This window comes from Streptomyces sp. R33 (assembly GCF_041200175.1).
GTDB lineage: Bacteria > Actinomycetota > Actinomycetes > Streptomycetales > Streptomycetaceae > Streptomyces > Streptomyces katrae_B.
In genome coordinates this window covers 3,070,340-3,086,718 of record NZ_CP165727.1, presented here as the reverse complement: position 1 = coordinate 3,086,718, position 16,379 = coordinate 3,070,340, and the positions used below count along the sequence as shown (strand labels likewise).

The 16,379-nt window shown below is 70.0% G+C and carries 16 protein-coding genes and 1 riboswitch; of the genes, 9 read left to right on the top strand and 7 right to left on the bottom strand.

Going from position 1 to position 16,379, the window contains the following annotated elements:
- The first annotated feature begins 119 nt into the window (after positions 1–119).
- Entirely contained in the window at positions 120–833 is a 714-nt protein-coding gene (locus AB5J51_RS13860; protein ID WP_030295126.1) for a flavodoxin family protein, read from the top strand.
- Positions 834–967: 134 nt separating this feature from the next.
- On the opposite strand, the gene AB5J51_RS13855 is transcribed toward AB5J51_RS13860, so the two are convergent.
- From AB5J51_RS13855 to gcvT, 7 genes are all read right to left on the bottom strand, one after another.
- Entirely contained in the window at positions 968–1,468 is a 501-nt protein-coding gene (locus tag AB5J51_RS13855) for a hypothetical protein (RefSeq protein ID WP_369777801.1), read from the bottom strand.
- A gap of 116 nt (positions 1,469–1,584) precedes the next feature.
- Positions 1,585–2,175, bottom strand: coding sequence for an SsgA family sporulation/cell division regulator (locus tag AB5J51_RS13850; RefSeq protein WP_369777800.1), 591 nt, complete (start codon positions 2,173–2,175; stop codon positions 1,585–1,587).
- A gap of 7 nt (positions 2,176–2,182) precedes the next feature.
- On the bottom strand, positions 2,183–2,308 hold the full coding sequence (locus AB5J51_RS13845) for a hypothetical protein (protein WP_369777799.1): 126 nt from the start codon (positions 2,306–2,308) through the stop codon (positions 2,183–2,185).
- A gap of 150 nt (positions 2,309–2,458) precedes the next feature.
- The gene (locus AB5J51_RS13840) at positions 2,459–3,841 is read right to left on the bottom strand and encodes an L-serine ammonia-lyase (protein WP_053784766.1); all 1,383 of its coding nucleotides are present in this window, start codon (positions 3,839–3,841) and stop codon (positions 2,459–2,461) included.
- Between the two features lie 218 nt (positions 3,842–4,059).
- The gene (glyA, locus tag AB5J51_RS13835) at positions 4,060–5,316 is read right to left on the bottom strand and encodes a serine hydroxymethyltransferase (RefSeq protein WP_030295120.1); all 1,257 of its coding nucleotides are present in this window, start codon (positions 5,314–5,316) and stop codon (positions 4,060–4,062) included.
- A 15-nt stretch (positions 5,317–5,331) separates the two neighbouring features.
- Entirely contained in the window at positions 5,332–5,712 is a 381-nt protein-coding gene (gcvH, locus tag AB5J51_RS13830) for a glycine cleavage system protein GcvH (RefSeq protein WP_053784767.1), read from the bottom strand.
- Positions 5,713–5,835: 123 nt separating this feature from the next.
- The gene (gcvT, locus tag AB5J51_RS13825) at positions 5,836–6,951 is read right to left on the bottom strand and encodes a glycine cleavage system aminomethyltransferase GcvT (RefSeq protein WP_133896821.1); all 1,116 of its coding nucleotides are present in this window, start codon (positions 6,949–6,951) and stop codon (positions 5,836–5,838) included.
- 184 nt (positions 6,952–7,135) lie between these two features.
- Positions 7,136–7,239: riboswitch (glycine riboswitch) on the bottom strand.
- Between the two features lie 194 nt (positions 7,240–7,433).
- On the opposite strand from gcvT, the gene AB5J51_RS13820 reads away from it, so the two are divergent.
- The 8 genes from AB5J51_RS13820 (at position 7,434) to AB5J51_RS13785 (ending at position 16,356) form a co-directional block, all read left to right on the top strand.
- Complete coding sequence (locus tag AB5J51_RS13820) at positions 7,434–8,105, top strand: AAA family ATPase (RefSeq protein WP_053784769.1); 672 nt, start codon at positions 7,434–7,436, stop codon at positions 8,103–8,105.
- A gap of 73 nt (positions 8,106–8,178) precedes the next feature.
- A complete protein-coding gene (locus tag AB5J51_RS13815; RefSeq protein WP_053784770.1) occupies positions 8,179–8,913 on the top strand; it encodes an enhanced serine sensitivity protein SseB in 735 nt (244 codons plus the stop codon).
- A gap of 61 nt (positions 8,914–8,974) precedes the next feature.
- Complete coding sequence (locus tag AB5J51_RS13810) at positions 8,975–9,715, top strand: enhanced serine sensitivity protein SseB C-terminal domain-containing protein (protein ID WP_369777798.1); 741 nt, start codon at positions 8,975–8,977, stop codon at positions 9,713–9,715.
- Positions 9,716–10,221: 506 nt separating this feature from the next.
- A complete protein-coding gene (locus tag AB5J51_RS13805) occupies positions 10,222–11,214 on the top strand; it encodes an ABC transporter permease (RefSeq protein ID WP_053784772.1) in 993 nt (330 codons plus the stop codon).
- A gap of 41 nt (positions 11,215–11,255) precedes the next feature.
- Entirely contained in the window at positions 11,256–13,022 is a 1,767-nt protein-coding gene (locus AB5J51_RS13800; RefSeq protein ID WP_030295107.1) for an ABC transporter substrate-binding protein, read from the top strand.
- Positions 13,023–13,163: 141 nt separating this feature from the next.
- Positions 13,164–14,165: an ABC transporter permease gene (locus AB5J51_RS13795; RefSeq protein WP_206310772.1), complete on the top strand. Its 1,002-nt coding sequence runs from the start codon at positions 13,164–13,166 to the stop codon at positions 14,163–14,165.
- A gap of 113 nt (positions 14,166–14,278) precedes the next feature.
- Complete coding sequence (locus tag AB5J51_RS13790) at positions 14,279–15,280, top strand: ABC transporter ATP-binding protein (protein WP_234381856.1); 1,002 nt, start codon at positions 14,279–14,281, stop codon at positions 15,278–15,280.
- A gap of 5 nt (positions 15,281–15,285) precedes the next feature.
- Complete coding sequence (locus tag AB5J51_RS13785) at positions 15,286–16,356, top strand: ABC transporter ATP-binding protein (RefSeq protein ID WP_053784813.1); 1,071 nt, start codon at positions 15,286–15,288, stop codon at positions 16,354–16,356.
- Positions 16,357–16,379: the final 23 nt, after the last annotated feature.

Genomic DNA, 16,379 nt, shown 5'->3' with positions numbered 1-16,379 from the left:
CGGACGGACGGACCGGTACCAACCCGGCCCGAACGGCGCGGGCCGAACGGGCCCGGACCGGCGCCCCGAACGGCTGCGGCCCGGTGGCGGCGCCGCCGGCCGGCCCCCAGGCTGGCGGCGTGGCCGCCGACTACGACTACTCCGACCTGACCGCCGTCTACGTCAACTGCACCCTCAAACGGTCGCCCGAGACCAGCAACACCGAGGGCCTGATCGACCGGAGCCGCGCCGTCATGGCGGCGGCCGGCGCCCGGACCTCGCTGATCCGCGCCGTCGACCACGACATCGCCACCGGCGTCTGGCCCGACATGACCGACCACGGCTGGGAAACCGACCAGTGGCCCGTCCTGTACAGCCAGATCATGGACGCCGACATCCTCGTGCTGTGCGGCCCCATCTGGCTCGGCGACAACAGCTCCGTCATGAAGCAGGTCATCGAGCGGCTCTACGCCTGCTCCTCGATCCTGAACGCCCAGGGCCAGTACGCCTATTACGGCCGTGTCGGCGGCGCCCTGATCACCGGCAACGAGGACGGTGTGAAGCACTGCGCCATGAACGTCCTCTACAGCCTCCAGCACCTCGGCTACGCCATCCCGCCGCAGGCCGACGCGGGCTGGATCGGCGAGGCGGGGCCCGGGCCCTCGTACCTCGACCCCGGCTCGGGCGGCCCCGAGAACGACTTCACCAACCGGAACACGACCTTCATGTCGTGGAACCTCATGCACCTGGCGGCCCTGCTGAAGCGCTCCGGCGGGATCCCGGCGCACGGCAACCAGCGCTCGGAGTGGGACGCCGGCTGCCGCTTCGACTTCCCGAACCCCGAGCACCGGTAGGCGCTGCCTCTCACGCCGGTACGTCGGCCGGCGCCGACTCCGGCTGCGCCGGCAGCGGCCGGGCGTTCATCCGGTGACCTGACCCCGTACGCGGGGGTGGGCGGGCGCCCCGGGCACCCGCCCACCCCCCGGCTTCACCGGCACACGTTGCGGTGCGCGACGTCCAGCACGAACCGCTCGGGCCCGTGCAGCTTGAAGGAGGTGAAGGAGGGCTTGCTGTGGAAGGCGGCGCCGAAGGTGACGTACCCCTCGAAGTCGCCGGTCATCGCGAGCCCCTTGAGCTGGGGCAGGTAGATCTTGACGAGCTTCGGCCCGTGGTACGTGCTGTCGCCCGCGCGGTTGTGCGCGGCGGCGGGATGCAGGCGGATCTGCAGGAAGTGCTTCCCGGCCAGCGGGACGGACTTGCCGGACCCGTCCTGGACCAGCTTCGGCACGCGGGTGACGGTGACCCCGGGGACGTGTCCCCGCAGGTCGATGACGATCCGGTCGTACGTGCAGTGCCCGCCCCAGCGGGCATTGACGACGAGCGGCGTGGGCCGGACGACGGCCGAGGCCGGCGCGGCGAGGGTGATCCCGGCGGTGAGCAGCGCACCTGTGGCAAGGGCCACGAGCTGCCGGCGGCGGAGGTGGTTCATGACGTCCCCCTGATTCTTCGGAGGCGGGGACCGGTGTCACTGCTGAGGACACTCCCGGCGGGCTCATGGTTGCACCCAAACCACCCGAAACCAAAAGAAACGGGACGGGTCACTATTTACCGGGGCAGAAGCGTGCTCAGCTCGGCGTCGAGGTCGTAGTACCGCTGCTCCTCGCCCCGCGGCACCAGCGCGACCAGCCGTCGGCACAGCGCGCGCACGTCCTTCGCCCGGGCGGACACCACGCAGCTGCGCTCGCCGTTGGTGAAGGCGAGGAACACGCGCGGCTCCCTGCCCTGCCACCGCGGCCACACCTGGACGTCCCCCTCGCCCCTCGCGCAGGTCTCCCCGTCGAGCAGCAGGTCCCGGGAGAACACCCAGCGCGCCACGTGCATCCCGGCGCCCCGGAAGTCGAGGGCCAGCTCGGTAGGGCCGGTCGCAGCGGTAGGTGAAGGCCCCGAGCAGCGGCAGGGGCGCGGGCGAGGCCTCCAGCCGGAGCGGGAGGACGTGGTGCTCGATACCGTCCGCGCCGTGCATGCGCTCCACCTCTCTGTCGGCTTACGGGGGGAATCCGCCCTCCCGGGCAAGCTAGCCCACCTCCAGGCCGCCCCCGCGGGCCGAAGGTCCCGACCCGGAGGGCCGCTGGGCCCGTCTTCGCACAGGAACGTGCAGCGGCCCGCCCTCCAGGGAAGGGCGGGCCGCTGCGTCACCGGTCCGTTACGGGACGGGGTTGAAGACGAACGAGTCGTTGGACTGCCCGATGGCGGTGAAGCCGGCGCCGTTGGCCTGGGCGCCGTTGCTCTGGTTGGACGCCCCGGAACCGGTGGCGACCTGCTGGATCATCGAGAAACCAGCCTGCGGTCGAGGGTTCGCCCTCAAGCGTGATCAACTCCCCGCAAACCTCAAATGACCTGCGAGTCCTGCCCGTTGTGGGGGCGACGCGGAGGGGCCCGGCGCATGGCGCCGGGCCCCTCACTCGTCATGCCTGCCGGATCAGCACTCGATGACGTTGACCGCCAGACCGCCGCGGGAGGTCTCCTTGTACTTGATCTTCATGTCGGCGCCCGTCTCCTTCATGGTCTTGATGACCTTGTCGAGGGAGACCTTGTGGGTGCCGTCGCCGCGCATCGCCATCTTCGCCGCCGTGACCGCCTTGACCGCCGCCATGCCGTTGCGCTCGATGCACGGGATCTGGACCAGGCCGCCGACCGGGTCGCAGGTCAGGCCCAGGTTGTGCTCCATGCCGATCTCGGCCGCGTTCTCGACCTGCTCCGGGGTGCCGCCCAGGACCTCGGCGAGGGCGCCGGCCGCCATCGAGCAGGCCGAGCCGACCTCGCCCTGGCAGCCGACCTCGGCGCCGGAGATCGAGGCGTTCTCCTTGAAGAGCAGGCCTATCGCACCGGCCGCCAGCAGGAAGCGGACCACGCCCTCCTCGTCGGCGCCGGGCACGAAGTTCACGTAGTAGTGCAGGACCGCCGGGATGATGCCCGCGGCGCCGTTCGTCGGAGCGGTGACCACCCGGCCGCCCGCGGCGTTCTCCTCGTTCACGGCCATCGCGTAGAGGGTGATCCACTCCATCGACAGCGCCAGCGGGTCGCCCTCGGAGCGGAGCTTGCGGGCCGTGTTCGCCGCCCGGCGCCGGACCTTCAGGCCGCCCGGCAGGATGCCCTCGCGCGACATGCCGCGCGCGACGCAGGCCTGCATGACGCGCCAGATCTCGAGCAGACCCTCGCGGATCTCCTCCTCCGTGCGCCAGGCCTTCTCGTTCTCCAGCATCATCGCGGAGATCGACAGGCCGCTGTCCCGGGCCATGCGCAGCATCTCGTCACCGCTGCGGAACGGGTACTTCAGCTCGGTGTCGTCGAGCTTGATCCGGTCCTCGCCGACCGCGTCCTCGTCCACCACGAAGCCGCCGCCGACCGAGTAGTACGTCTTCTCCAGCAGCGGGGCGCCCGAGGCGTCGTACGCGAAGAGCGTCATGCCGTTCGCGTGGTACGGCAGGGACCGGCGGCGGTGCAGGATCAGCTGGTTCGGCTCGTCGAACGCGATCTCGTGCGCGCTCCCGATCTCGGTGCCGAGCAGGCGCAGGCGCCCGCTCCGGCGGATGCGCTCCACCTCGTCGTCGGCCGTCTCCACGTTCACCGAGCGGGGGGAGTGGCCCTCCAGGCCCAGGAGCACCGCCTTGGGCGTGCCATGGCCGTGGCCGGTCGCGCCGAGGGAGCCGAACAGCTCGGCACGCACCGAGGCGGTCTCGGCGAGCACGCCGTCCTTCTTCAGCCGCGTCACGAACATGCGGGCGGCCCGCATCGGGCCGACCGTGTGGGAGGAGGAGGGGCCGATGCCGATGGAGAAGAGGTCGAAGACGGAGATGGCCACGGTGGCGGACTCCCTTGTCTGCTCGTGGGTGGAGGGGCAGGCGGGGTGGAACGTACGAGGGGGGATTGTTCGGATTTTGTCCGACAGTCGAGCTTAACGTGGCGAGGTGAACGTTTCGTCTGCCCGAGATGGTGGCCGGACGGCGCTCGGGTATGGCTCGTGTCACACAGGAAGGGCCCGGCCCTGTGACACCAGGCCGGGCCCTCCCAAGCCGTCACCTAGAGCGACGGGTACAGCGGGAACTTCGCGGCGAGCGCGGAGACGCGGGCCTTGAGGGCCTCGCTGTCGTAGGCCGGCTTCAGCGCCTGCGCGATGATCTCGGCGACCTCGGTGAAGGCCTCGGCGTCGAAACCGCGGGTCGCGAGGGCCGGCGTACCGATCCGCAGACCCGAGGTGACCATCGGCGGCCGCGGGTCGTTCGGGATCGCGTTGCGGTTGACCGTGATGCCGACCTCGTGGAGGCGGTCCTCGGCCTGCTGCCCGTCGAGCTCGGAGTTGCGCAGGTCGACCAGGACCAGGTGCACGTCGGTGCCGCCGGTGAGGACGTCCACGCCCACGGCCTTGACGTCGTCCTGGACCAGGCGCTCGGCGAGGATCTTCGCGCCCTCGAGGGTGCGCTCCTGGCGCTCCTTGAACTCGGGCGAGGCCGCCACCTTGAAGGAGACCGCCTTGGCCGCGATCACGTGCTCCAGCGGGCCGCCCTGCTGACCCGGGAAGACCGCGGAGTTGATCTTCTTGGCCAGCTCCTGCGTCGACAGGATGACGCCGCCGCGCGGACCGCCGAGGGTCTTGTGCGTGGTGGTGGTGACGACGTGGGCGTGCGGCACCGGGTTCGGGTGCAGGCCCGCGGCCACCAGGCCGGCGAAGTGCGCCATGTCGACCATCAGGTACGCGCCGACCTCGTCCGCGATGCGGCGGAAGGCGGCGAAGTCCAGCTGGCGCGGGTAGGCGGACCAGCCGGCGACGATCAGCTGCGGCTTGGACTCCTTGGCGAGGCGCTCGACCTCGGCCATGTCGACCTCGCCGGTCTCGTCGACGTGGTACGGGACCACGTTGTAGAGCTTGCCGGAGAAGTTGATCTTCATGCCGTGGGTCAGGTGACCGCCGTGGGCCAGGTTCAGGCCCATGATCGTGTCGCCCGGCTTCAGCAGCGCGAACATCGCGGCCGCGTTCGCCTGCGCACCCGAGTGCGGCTGGACGTTCGCGGCCTCGGCGCCGAACAGCGCCTTGATGCGGTCGATCGCGATCTGCTCGACGACGTCGACGTGCTCGCAGCCGCCGTAGTAGCGGCGGCCCGGGTAGCCCTCGGCGTACTTGTTGGTCAGGACCGAGCCCTGGGCCTCCATGACGGCGACCGGAGCGAAGTTCTCCGACGCGATCATTTCCAGGGTGGACTGCTGGCGGGCGAGCTCGGCGTCGACGGCGGCGGCGACGTCGGGGTCGAGCTCGTGGAGGGGGGTGTTCAGTACGGACATCAGGATCCCCTGGGGTCAGTTACCGGCGGTGAGCTTGGCGTACTCGTCGGCGGAGAGCAGGTCGGCCGGCTCCTCCGCGACGCGCACCTTGAACAGCCAGCCGCCCTCGAACGGGGCGCTGTTCACGAGCGCCGGGTCGTCCACGACGTCCTGGTTGGCCTCGACGACCTCACCGGTGACGGGGGAGTACAGGTCGCTGACGGACTTGGTCGACTCCAGCTCGCCGCAGGTCTCGCCCGCGGTCACCGTGTCGCCGACCTCGGGGAGCTGGGCGTAGACGACGTCACCGAGCGCGTTGGCCGCGAACTCCGTGATGCCGACCGTCGCGACGCCGTCCTCGGCGGTCGACAGCCACTCGTGCTCCTTGCTGTAACGCAGCTGCTGGGGGTTGCTCATGACCTGATTCTCCTGGATGCGGGGGAGTGGATACGAACAGTGGTCTTGCGTGCTGAGACGGCCGGTACGGCGCCCGTACGACGCGCTCACGGCGTCGACGGGGAGCCGGTACGGGTACGGGCGCTACTTCTGCCGCTTGTAGAACGGCAGGGCCACGACCTCGTACGGCTCATGCGTACCGCGAATGTCCACGCCGACGCCGGAGGTGCCGGGCGCGGCGTGCGCCGCGTCCACGTACGCCATCGCGATCGGCTTGCCCAGCGTCGGGGACGGGGCACCCGACGTGACCTCGCCGATGACCTGCCCGCCGGCCACGACGGGGAAGCCGGCGCGCGGGACGCGGCGGCCCTCGGCGATCAGGCCGACCAGCTTGCGCGGCGGGTTCGTGGCGGCGCGCTCGGCGGCGGCCTCCAGGGCGGCGCGGCCCACGAACTCGCCCTCCTTCTCGAACTTCACGACCCGGCCCAGCCCCGCGTCGAACGGGGTGAGGGAGGTGGTCAGCTCGTGCCCGTACAGCGGCATGCCCGCCTCCAGGCGCAGGGTGTCCCGGCAGGACAGGCCCGCCGGGACCAGGCCGACGCCCTCGCCGGCCTTGGTCAGCGCCTGCCACAGCTCGACGGCGTGCTCGGGGGCGACGAACAGCTCGAAGCCGTCCTCGCCCGTGTAGCCCGTACGCGCGATCAGCGCGGGCACGCCCGCGACGGTGCCCGGCAGGCCGGCGTAGTACTTCAGGCCGTCCAGGTCGGCGTCCGTGAGGGAGGCGAGGATGCCGGGGGACTCCGGGCCCTGGACGGCGATCAGCGCGTACGCGTCGCGGTCGTCGCGGACCTCGGTGTCGAACCCGGCGGCGCGCTCGGTCAGGGCGTCCAGGACGACCTGGGCGTTGGAGGCGTTCGCGACGACCATGTACTCGGTCTCGCCCAGGCGGTAGACGATCAGGTCGTCGACGATCCCGCCGTCCTCCTGGCAGATGTGCGTGTAGCGGGCGCGGCCGACGCCGACGGTGGAGATGTTGCCGACCAGCGCGTAGTCCAGGGCCTTGACGGCCTCCGGGCCGGTCAGCGTGATCTCGCCCATGTGGGACAGGTCGAACAGACCGGCCTTGGTGCGGACGGCGTTGTGCTCGTCGCGCTCACTGGCGTACCGCAGGGGCATGTCCCAGCCCGCGAAATCGGTCATGGTCGCACCGAGCGAACGGTGCAGCGCATCGAGGGCGGTCAGGCGGGGGGCAGTGCTCATGGGTGTGGCTCCCGGGTCCCAGGGCATGACATGACGAGGACGATCCTCCCCATCTGTCATCGGAACCTGAGAGGTTCGCCGAGAGTTCCCGGTCGGACCCGGGGAACCTCGACTTGCACCTTGGGTGGAGCGCACGCGGATGCCGTCGTGAGGGACGGCGGCGCGGCTCGCTTTTCAGATCTGCCTCATCCACGCGGTACGGGGCCTGAGAGATTCAAGGGAGGAACTTGCTCCTTCGGCGCCCGGGCACGGCCTCACGGCCTGCCGGGACTCTCCCGCGCGGATTCAAGCGGCCGGTATGCAGTTGGTCCAGATGGCGCACATCATTGCACGCCGTCCGGGTGATCGGGCGGTCGGGCCCGAAAGAACGTACGGACCGGTCAGGTGCCCGGAAGCTCAGGCCGGAACCGGGCGGTGCCGGATTACCGTCTCTTTACACTCAGTGGGCATGAGGGGCCCTGCGGGCCCGATGGGGGAAGGCGATCACTGTGCGGAGATTCGGAGTGCTGGCGGCGACCGGGACGGGAGCCGTGGAGGGAGTGCCGGCGGCGCGGCGGGCGCGCTCCGCCGGCGGTCCCGTACGCGACCTGCGCGGCCGGGGGCCGCACGGACCGCAGTGGCTCGGCTTCGCCGAAGGGGACATCGTCGTGGTGTCCGGCCTGCCCGGCGGCGGCAAGAGCACGCTGATCAAGCGGGCGGTGCAGGGTGGCGGCATCGACTCCCAGGACGTGCGCGAGCGCTGGGAGCGGCGGATGCCGCGGGCGCTGCCGTACGCGGTCTACCGGCCGCTGGTCCGCTTCGCGCACTACTGGGGGCTGTGGCGGACGCTGCGTTCCGGGGCCTCCGCGGTGGTGCACGACTGCGGGACGCAGAGCTGGGTGCGGAGCCTGCTGGCCGCGGCCGCACGGCGGCGGGGCCGGGCGCTGCACCTGCTGCTGCTGGACACCACCCCCGAGGAGGCCCTGTCCGGGCAGGCGGCGCGGGGGCGGGGGGTGTCGGCGTACGCCTTCGCCCGCCATCGGGGCGCGGTGGCCCGGCTGCTGCGCGAAGCGGAATCGGGCCGCCTCCCCGCGGGCTGCACGTCGGCGGTCCTCCTGGACCGCGGCTCGGCCGCGTCCGTGACCCGCATAGCGTTCCGGCAGGACTCGGCATAGCCCCCGGAAGAGGGCGGGGCGCGAGCCGTTAACCTCGGGCCGACAGCGTGGGGCGAAATCAACGGAGGCGTACATGCAGGGCGGCGGCTGGCCGGACAACGAGCTGGAGCAGGTGCTCGGGGCGGCGCTCGGGCAGGCGGACGCCGGGGCCCGGATCGTCGAGGTGCTCGGCCGGAGCCTGCTCTGGGTGCCCCTGCCCGGCGGTGGCGGCCCGGACGCGGCCGGCCTCGTGCTCCCCACCATGGAGATCGCCGGGGCCGCGTACGTCCCCGTCTACAGCTCCGAGGCCCAGTTCCGCGCCTGCGCCGGACCCGCCATGGACTTCGCCGTCGCCCCGGCCGTCGAGTTCGCCCGGGGGCTGCCCCCGCAGCTCGGCATCGCCGTGAACCCCGAGGGCGCCGTCGGCGTCCCGCTGCCCCCGCCCGCCGTTGCGGAGCTCTGCCGCATCGGCCGGACCCCGCTCGACGGCCCCGCCACCGGCGGCCGCGTCCGGCTCTACGAGCCCGACTGGCAGGAAGACCCGGTGGACTTCCTGACCGCCGCCGCCGAGGAGTTCCGCGCGACCGGCGTGGTCGCCGCCGCCCACCGCTGCCTCGCCAGCGTCGAGGGCGGGGACCCGGAGCTCTACATCGGCGTCCGGCTGCTGGGATGGGAGCCCGAGATGCGGAACGCCCCGATGGACGCCCTCGGCCGGGCCCTGACCCGGGTACCGCCGCCCTGGCCCGTGCAGTTGATCCTCCTGGACGCCGCGCAGGACCCGGTGGTCGACTTCATCGTTACGCGCGTACGCCCCTTCTACCTGCCGTAGGGCCGCTTAAGCTGGGTGCGGATACGGGTGGGACGACGGGCAGACGAAGAAGGAGTACCGGGTGAGTGCGTCAGGCACGGCCGCGGCCGGGCAGCTCGAGCACATGTTGCGCCAGGTGACTCCCGGGCGCTACGAGAGCTACGAGTCGCTTCTGCACGCCCTCGCCGAGGGCCGCCTGTGGATGCTGCTCTGGCAGGGGCAGCCGGGCTCCCCGGACGCCCAGTACGGCGGCATGGAGGTCGAGGGCCTCGGGTACGCGCCGTGCGTGACCTCCCCCCAGGAACTGGCCGCCAGCGGCTGGAGCCGGGGCTACGAGGTGGTCACCGGCCGGGACATCGCCCGCGCCCTCTACCCGGACCGCTGGGGCCTGTGGCTCAACCCGCACGCCCAGGGCGGCGGCCTCGGCATCCCCTGGGCCGACCTGCGCCGGATCGCCACCGGTCTCGACCGGATGCCGGCCGGCCCGCTGCGGCTGTCCGAGCCCGCCCTGGAGCTCCCGCAGTTCTACGGGCTGCTGACCCAGCACGCGCACCGCACCCCCGCCGTCCGCTCGCTGCGCCGCGCCTGGGTGCAGCCCTCGCTGGGCTCGCCCTACCTCGCGGTCGGGCTCGACCTGTACGACGCCTCCGGGCCCGCGCTGGAATCCGTACGGGAGATGATGCGCCAGTCGGTCGGCGCGGTCCCCGAGGGCGTGCCGGTGTGCACGGTGGCGCTGGCGGACGAGCACGATCCCGTCGCGATGTGGCTGCGCGCCCAGAGCCGCCCTTTCTACGACCGCGAGGGCCAGGCCCCCGCGTACTGACCCGGGGCTGCCCGCCGGGGTCTGCCCGGCCACTGAGACAGCCGTGTCCGGAAGACCTGAGGCCGCAGGGAACCACCGTTCCCTGCGGCCTTCGGCTTGTCCGGATTTCATCGCTGTTGTGGAGCCAAAACGCATGCTCCTACCGCGAGTTGGGCGCCATGTCCGATTGCGTACCGAACGGACGGTCTTGATCCGCTCAGGCGAGAGCGAAGTCCGGATAACGGGAACTCGACCCTCACATCACGGTTGCGCATCCATTCATCTGCGGGTCTGGCGGCTGATCGCAGCGCCGATGAAGACTCCCCACCCAAGAGCCGGTCAGTCCTTCGAAGACCGGTTCCGTACATGAATTTTGCTTGTGGCTTTGCACAGCACTTCCTGCAGTTCTTGCACCTCAGCACGCGTCCTGCGTGTCACCACGCACTCCGAGCGCCACTCCGCACCAACGCCGCCACAGCGGCGGGCATGGGCCGGCAACCCGTCGGCCGAGAGGGGTCCCCACCACGATGACGGCACCACTGCATGACACGAGCGCGGAATCACCCGCACCCGTGTCCGTAGCCGACGTCCCTGCCAAGGCCATCGAAGGCCGCTCGCCCGGCCGCATCGCCTGGATGCGGCTCAAGCGCGACAAGGTCGCGCTGACCGGCGGCGTGGTCGTGATCTTCCTGATCCTGGTGGCGGTCTTCGCACCGCAGATCGTGAGCCTGCTGGGCCACCCGCCCAACGAGTTCCACGAGGACTTGATCGACCCGGACCTGGGCACACCGCTCGGATCCTTCGGCGGGATGAGCTCCGACTTCCTGCTCGGCGTCGAACCCACCAACGGCCGCGACGTGTTCAGCCGGATCGTCTACGGCGCCCGCATCTCCCTGGTCGTCGCCTTCCTGTCGGCCTTCGTGTCGGTCACCATAGGCAGCCTGCTCGGCGCCCTCGCCGGGTTCCTCGGCGGCTGGGTCGACGGCATCATCAGCCGTCTGATGGACCTGCTGCTGGCCTTCCCGCAGCTGCTGTTCACCATCGCCCTGGTCTCCGTCGTCCCCAACTCCCTCTGGGGGTTCGAGGGTTCGGGCGTACGGATGGGCGTACTGATCGTCGTCATCGGCTTCTTCGGCTGGCCGTACATCGGCCGTATCGTCCGGGGCCAGACGATCTCCCTGCGGGAGCGCGAGTACGTCGAGGCCGCCCGCAGCCTCGGGGCGGGCCGCGGCTACATCCTGATCAAGGAGCTGCTGCCCAATCTGGTCGCGCCGATCCTCGTCTACTCGACGCTGCTCATCCCGACCAACATCCTGACGGAGGCGGCCCTCAGCTTCCTCGGTGCCGGCGTCAAGCCGCCCACCGCCTCCTGGGGAAAGATGCTCTCCGACGCCATCCCCATCTACCAGGACGACCCCGCGTACATGGTGGTCCCGGGTATCACGATCTTCATCACCGTCCTGGCGTTCAACCTCTTCGGGGACGGGCTGCGTGACGCACTCGACCCCAAGGGCAGCTGAACCGCTTCATCGATTCACCCACCTATGGAGGTTGGACCAACGTGATCCGCAGAAAGCAGGCATTCGCGATCACCGCCGTGATCGCCGCCCTGTCCCTGACCGCCGCGTGCGGTGGCAGTGACGGCGACAAGAAGTCCGAGGGCAAGGGCGGCGGTGGCGCTGCCTTCAACGCCGCGACCACCGGCATGGTGAACCCCTCGGACGCCAAGGGCGGCGAGCTCAAGCTCTGGTCGCCGCAGGACGTCGACTACCTCGACCCGGCGCGTGCCTACTACGGCTTCGTGTGGGACATCCAGCGCCTCTACGTGCGCCAGCTGCTCGCGTACGACAGCAAGCCGGGCAAGGACGGCAGCAAGATCGTCCCGGACCTCGCCGAGGCCCTGCCGGTCCTGAGCAACGAGGGCAAGACGTACACCCTCAAGATCAAGGACGGCGTGAAGTTCGAGGACGGTACGCCGATCACCTCGAAGGACTTCAAGTACGGCATCGAGCGCGTCTTCGCGCAGGACGTGCTGTCCGGCGGTCCCACCTACCTGATCGACCTGCTCGACCAGGGCCAGAAGTACCCCGGTCCGTACAAGGACACCGACCCCAACAAGATGGGTCTGAAGTCCGTCGAGACGCCGGACGACAAGACGATCGTCTTCAACCTGGCGAGCGCCAACTCCGACTTCAGCTACCTGCTGGCCATGCCGTCCTCCTCGCCGGTCCCGGCGGCCAAGGACACGGGCGCCACGTACACCAACAAGCCGGTCTCCACCGGCCCGTACAAGGTCGAGAGCTTCACCGCGAGCAAGGGCGCGACCTTCGTCCGCAACGAGAACTGGGACCCGAAGACCGACACGATCCGCAAGGGTCTGCCGGACAAGGTCTCGTTCACGGTGACCACCAACCCGGACGACATGGACGCGCGTCTGCTGTCGGGCGACATCGACCTCGCCATCGACGGCACGGGCATGCAGCAGGCCGGCAAGAACAAGGTCCTCAAGGACGAGAACCTGAAGAAGAACGCGGACAACCCGTTCACGGGCTACATCCGCTACTTCGCCTTCCCGACCACGGTCGCGCCGTTCGACAACATCGAGTGCCGCAAGGCCGTCATCTACGCGGCCGACCCGAAGTCCCTGCAGACCGCCCGCGGCGGCCCGACCAGCGGTGACCTGGGCGCGAACATGCTGCCGCCCGGCATCCCCGGTTCGGACAAGAGCTACGACCCGTACAACCTGACCAAGGGCGAGCCGCAGGAGGCCAAGGCCAAGGAGGCCCTCAAGGCCTGTGGCAAGCCGGACGGGTTCGAGACCACCATCGCGGTGCGCAACAACCGCGCCCCCGAGGTGAAGACCGCCGAGTCCCTGCAGGCGTCGCTCGCCAAGGTCGGCATCAAGGTCACCATCGACCAGTACGACGGCAAGCTCTCCTCCTCCACGATCGGTTCGCCCGAGAACGTGAAGAAGAAGAACTACGGCATCATCGTGATGGGCTGGGGCGCCGACTACAACTCCGGCTCGGGCTTCCTGCAGCCGCTCGTCGACGGCAAGTTCATCCAGCCGAACGCCAACAACAACTACACGATGATCAACGACCCGGAGATCAACGAGCTCTTCAAGACGGCTGCGGCCGCCGCGACTCCGGAAGCCGCTGCTCCGTTCTACACGGACATCAACAAGAAGGTCATGGAGAAGGCCCTCTACCTTCCCATCAACTTCGACAAGGCCTTCGTCTACCACAACCCGCGTCTGACGAACGTCTACTTCAACGACTCCATGGGCAAGATCGACCTGGCCACCGTCGGCATCGCCGCCAAGTAGTCGAGTCGTCGAGTCGTCACGTAACAACAGGCAAGTGCCTTCACCGCACATGCGCTAGTCCGAAGGGCAGGTGAAGGCCGCAGGCGGCGGCTGCCGTCCCCACGAGGGACGGCAGCCGCCCGCCCCGGGCGGCCGACTGCAGTGCTCGTCTACCTCATACGGCGGCTGTTCAACGTCGTCGCCACGCTGCTGGTGGTCTCCGTGGTCACCTTCGGCATCTTCTTCGCGGTCCCCAAGCTCACAGGCAGCGATCCGGCCCTGATGTACGCCGGCCGCGAGACCAACGAGACCGCCCTGGCGGGCATCCGCGTGAAGATGGGCTTCGACAAGCCCATCTCCGAGCAGTACCTGACCTTCGTCAAGGGCATCTTCGTCGGCCGTGACTACGACGGCGGCACGGATGTCACCCACTGCGCCGCCCCGTGCTTCGGCTACTCCTTCAAGACCGAGGCTCCCGTCTGGGAGACCATGGTCGACCGCATGCCGGTCACCCTCTCGCTCGCCCTCGGCGCGGCGGTCATCTGGGTGATCGCCGGTGTGGCGACCGGTGTCATCTCGGCGCTCAAACGCCGGACGGCCATCGACCGCACCGTGATGGTCGGCGCGCTCGCCGGTGTCTCCCTGCCGATCTTCTTCACCGGCATGGTGGCTCCCGCGATCTTCGTCTACAGCCTCGGCTGGCTGGACGTGTCCAACTACAAACCGTTCACCGAAGACCCGGTGGCCTGGCTCAACTCCCTGATCCTGCCCTGGATCACCCTGGCCTTCCTCTTCGCCGCCACCTACGCCCGCATCACCCGCGCCACGATGCTCGAGGTCCTCGGCGAGGACTACATCCGCACCGCCCGCGCCAAGGGGCTCAAGGAGGGCGTGGTCATCCGCAAGCACGCCCTGCGCTCCACCCTCACCCCGATCGTCACGATGTTCGGCCTGGACCTCGGCGGACTCCTCGGCGGCGCGGTGCTCACCGAGACGACCTTCAACTTCCAGGGTCTGGGGACGGCGGCCGTGGCCGCCATCGGCCAGGGCGACCTGCCCGTGATCATGGGCGTCACCCTGCTCGCCGCGCTCTTCGTGGTGATGGCCAACCTGATCGTGGACCTGCTGTACGCCGTCATCGACCCGCGCGTGAGGCTGACGTGACCGAGAACCCCACCACCGCCTCCGGCGAGAGCACCTCCGGCGGGCCCGCGTTCGTCCCCGAGCAGGCCGGGCCCCCCAAGGAGGGCGCGTTCCTCTCCGTACGCGACCTCAAGGTGCACTTCCCGACCGACGACGGCCTGGTCAAGTCCGTCGACGGGCTCTCCTTCGACCTCGAGCGCGGCAAGACGCTCGGCATCGTCGGCGAGTCCGGCTCCGGCAAGTCGGTGACCTCGCTGGCCATCATGGGCCTGCACCGCACCGGCAACGCCCGCAGCCGCCCGGACATCTCGGGCCAGGTCGTGCTCGACGGCGAGGACCTCGTACGCGCCGACGCGGACCACGTGCGCAAGCTGCGCGGCCGCAAGATGGCGATGGTCTTCCAGGACCCGCTGTCCGCGATGCACCCGTACTACTCGGTCGGCAAGCAGATCATCGAGGCGTACCGGACCCACCAGGACGTCGACAAGAAGACCGCCCGCACCCGTGCGGTCGAGATGCTCGACCGGGTCGGCATCCCGGAGCCCCACCGGCGCGTGGACGCGTACCCGCACGAGTTCTCCGGTGGTATGCGCCAGCGCGCGATGATCGCGATGGCGCTGGTCAACAACCCCGAACTGCTCATCGCGGACGAGCCGACCACCGCCCTGGACGTCACCGTCCAGGCGCAGATCCTCGACCTGATCCGCGACCTGCAGAAGGAGTTCGGCTCCGCGGTCATCATGATCACGCACGACCTGGGCGTGGTCGCCGAGATGGCCGACGAGATCCTCGTGATGTACGGCGGCCGGTGCGTCGAGCGCGGTACCGCCGAGAAGGTCTTCTACGAACCCCGCCACCCGTACACCTGGGGCCTGCTCGGCTCCATGCCGCGCATCGACCGCGAGCAGACCGAGCGCCTGATCCCGGTCAAGGGCTCGCCGCCCAGCCTCATCAACATCCCGAGCGGCTGTGCCTTCAACCCGCGCTGCCCGTACGCCGACGTCCCCAAGGGCGGCATCACCCGCACCCAGCGGCCCGAGCTCACCGAGGACGACAGCCGGCACTGGTCCGCCTGCCACATGTCGCAGGAGGAGCGGACCCGGATCTGGACCGAAGAGATTGCGCCGAAGCTGTGACCGACATGAAGAAGACGGCGGACGCCTCCGAGGAACCGCTGCTGAAGGTGACCGGCCTGGTCAAGCACTTCCCCATCAACAAGGGGCTGCTGCGCCGGCAGGTCGGGGCCGTCAAGGCCGTGGACGGCATCGACTTCGACGTCCGGCGCGGTGAGACGCTCGGCGTCGTCGGCGAGTCCGGCTGCGGCAAGTCGACGATGGGCCGGCTGATCACGCGCCTGCTGGAGCCGACGGGCGGCACGGTCGAGTTCGAGGGGCGCGACATCACGCACCTCGGAGTCTCCGCGATGCGTCCGATGCGCCGCGACGTACAGATGATCTTCCAGGACCCGTACGGCTCGCTGAACCCGCGGCACACGGTCGGCACGATCGTCAGCGCGCCGTTCAAGCTGCAGGGCGTGCAGCCGGAGGGCGGCCTGAAGGCGGAGGTGCAGCGCCTGCTGTCCCTGGTGGGCCTCAACCCGGAGCACTACAACCGCTACCCGCACGAGTTCTCGGGCGGTCAGCGCCAGCGCATCGGCATCGCCCGCGCGCTGGCCCTGAAGCCGAAGCTGGTCGTCGCCGACGAGCCGGTCTCGGCGCTGGACGTGTCGATCCAGGCCCAGGTGGTCAACCTGCTGGACGACCTCCAGGAGGAGCTCGGCCTCACGTACGTGATCATCGCGCACGACCTGTCGGTCATCCGGCACGTGTCGGACCGCATCGCGGTGATGTACCTCGGCAAGATCGTGGAGCTGACCGACCGCAAGTCGCTGTACGAGAACCCGATGCACCCGTACACCAAGGCGCTGCTGTCGGCCGTGCCGGTGCCGGACCCGCGCCGGCGCGGTGCGAAGAGCGGGCGCATCCTGCTCAAGGGCGACGTGCCCTCGCCGATCTCGCCGCCCTCCGGCTGCCGCTTCCACACGCGGTGCTGGAAGGCCACGCAGATCTGCACGACGCAGGAACCGCCGATGCTGACGCTGGCCACGGGCCACCAGGTGGCCTGCCACCACCCGGAGAACGCCGCCGACCAGGCGCCGGGCGACCCGGTCCTGCCGGGTGCGGCGGAGGCGGTGGTGACGGTCTCGGAGTAACCGGGCCCACGTCGTCCGGTGTC

Excerpts from the sequence above, each read along its gene's own strand:
- AB5J51_RS13855 (WP_369777801.1), bottom strand. The coding sequence starts at position 1,468 with ATGAACCACCTCCGCCGCCGGCAGCTCGTGGCCCTTGCCACAGGTGCG.
- AB5J51_RS13845 (WP_369777799.1), bottom strand. The coding sequence starts at position 2,308 with ATGATCCAGCAGGTCGCCACCGGTTCCGGGGCGTCCAACCAGAGCAAC.
- glyA (WP_030295120.1), bottom strand. The coding sequence starts at position 5,316 with ATGTCCGTACTGAACACCCCCCTCCACGAGCTCGACCCCGACGTCGCC.
- gcvH (WP_053784767.1), bottom strand. The coding sequence starts at position 5,712 with ATGAGCAACCCCCAGCAGCTGCGTTACAGCAAGGAGCACGAGTGGCTG.
- gcvT (WP_133896821.1), bottom strand. The coding sequence starts at position 6,951 with ATGAGCACTGCCCCCCGCCTGACCGCCCTCGATGCGCTGCACCGTTCG.
- AB5J51_RS13815 (WP_053784770.1), top strand. The coding sequence starts at position 8,179 with ATGCAGGGCGGCGGCTGGCCGGACAACGAGCTGGAGCAGGTGCTCGGG.
- AB5J51_RS13805 (WP_053784772.1), top strand. The coding sequence starts at position 10,222 with ATGACGGCACCACTGCATGACACGAGCGCGGAATCACCCGCACCCGTG.
- AB5J51_RS13785 (WP_053784813.1), top strand. The coding sequence starts at position 15,286 with ATGAAGAAGACGGCGGACGCCTCCGAGGAACCGCTGCTGAAGGTGACC.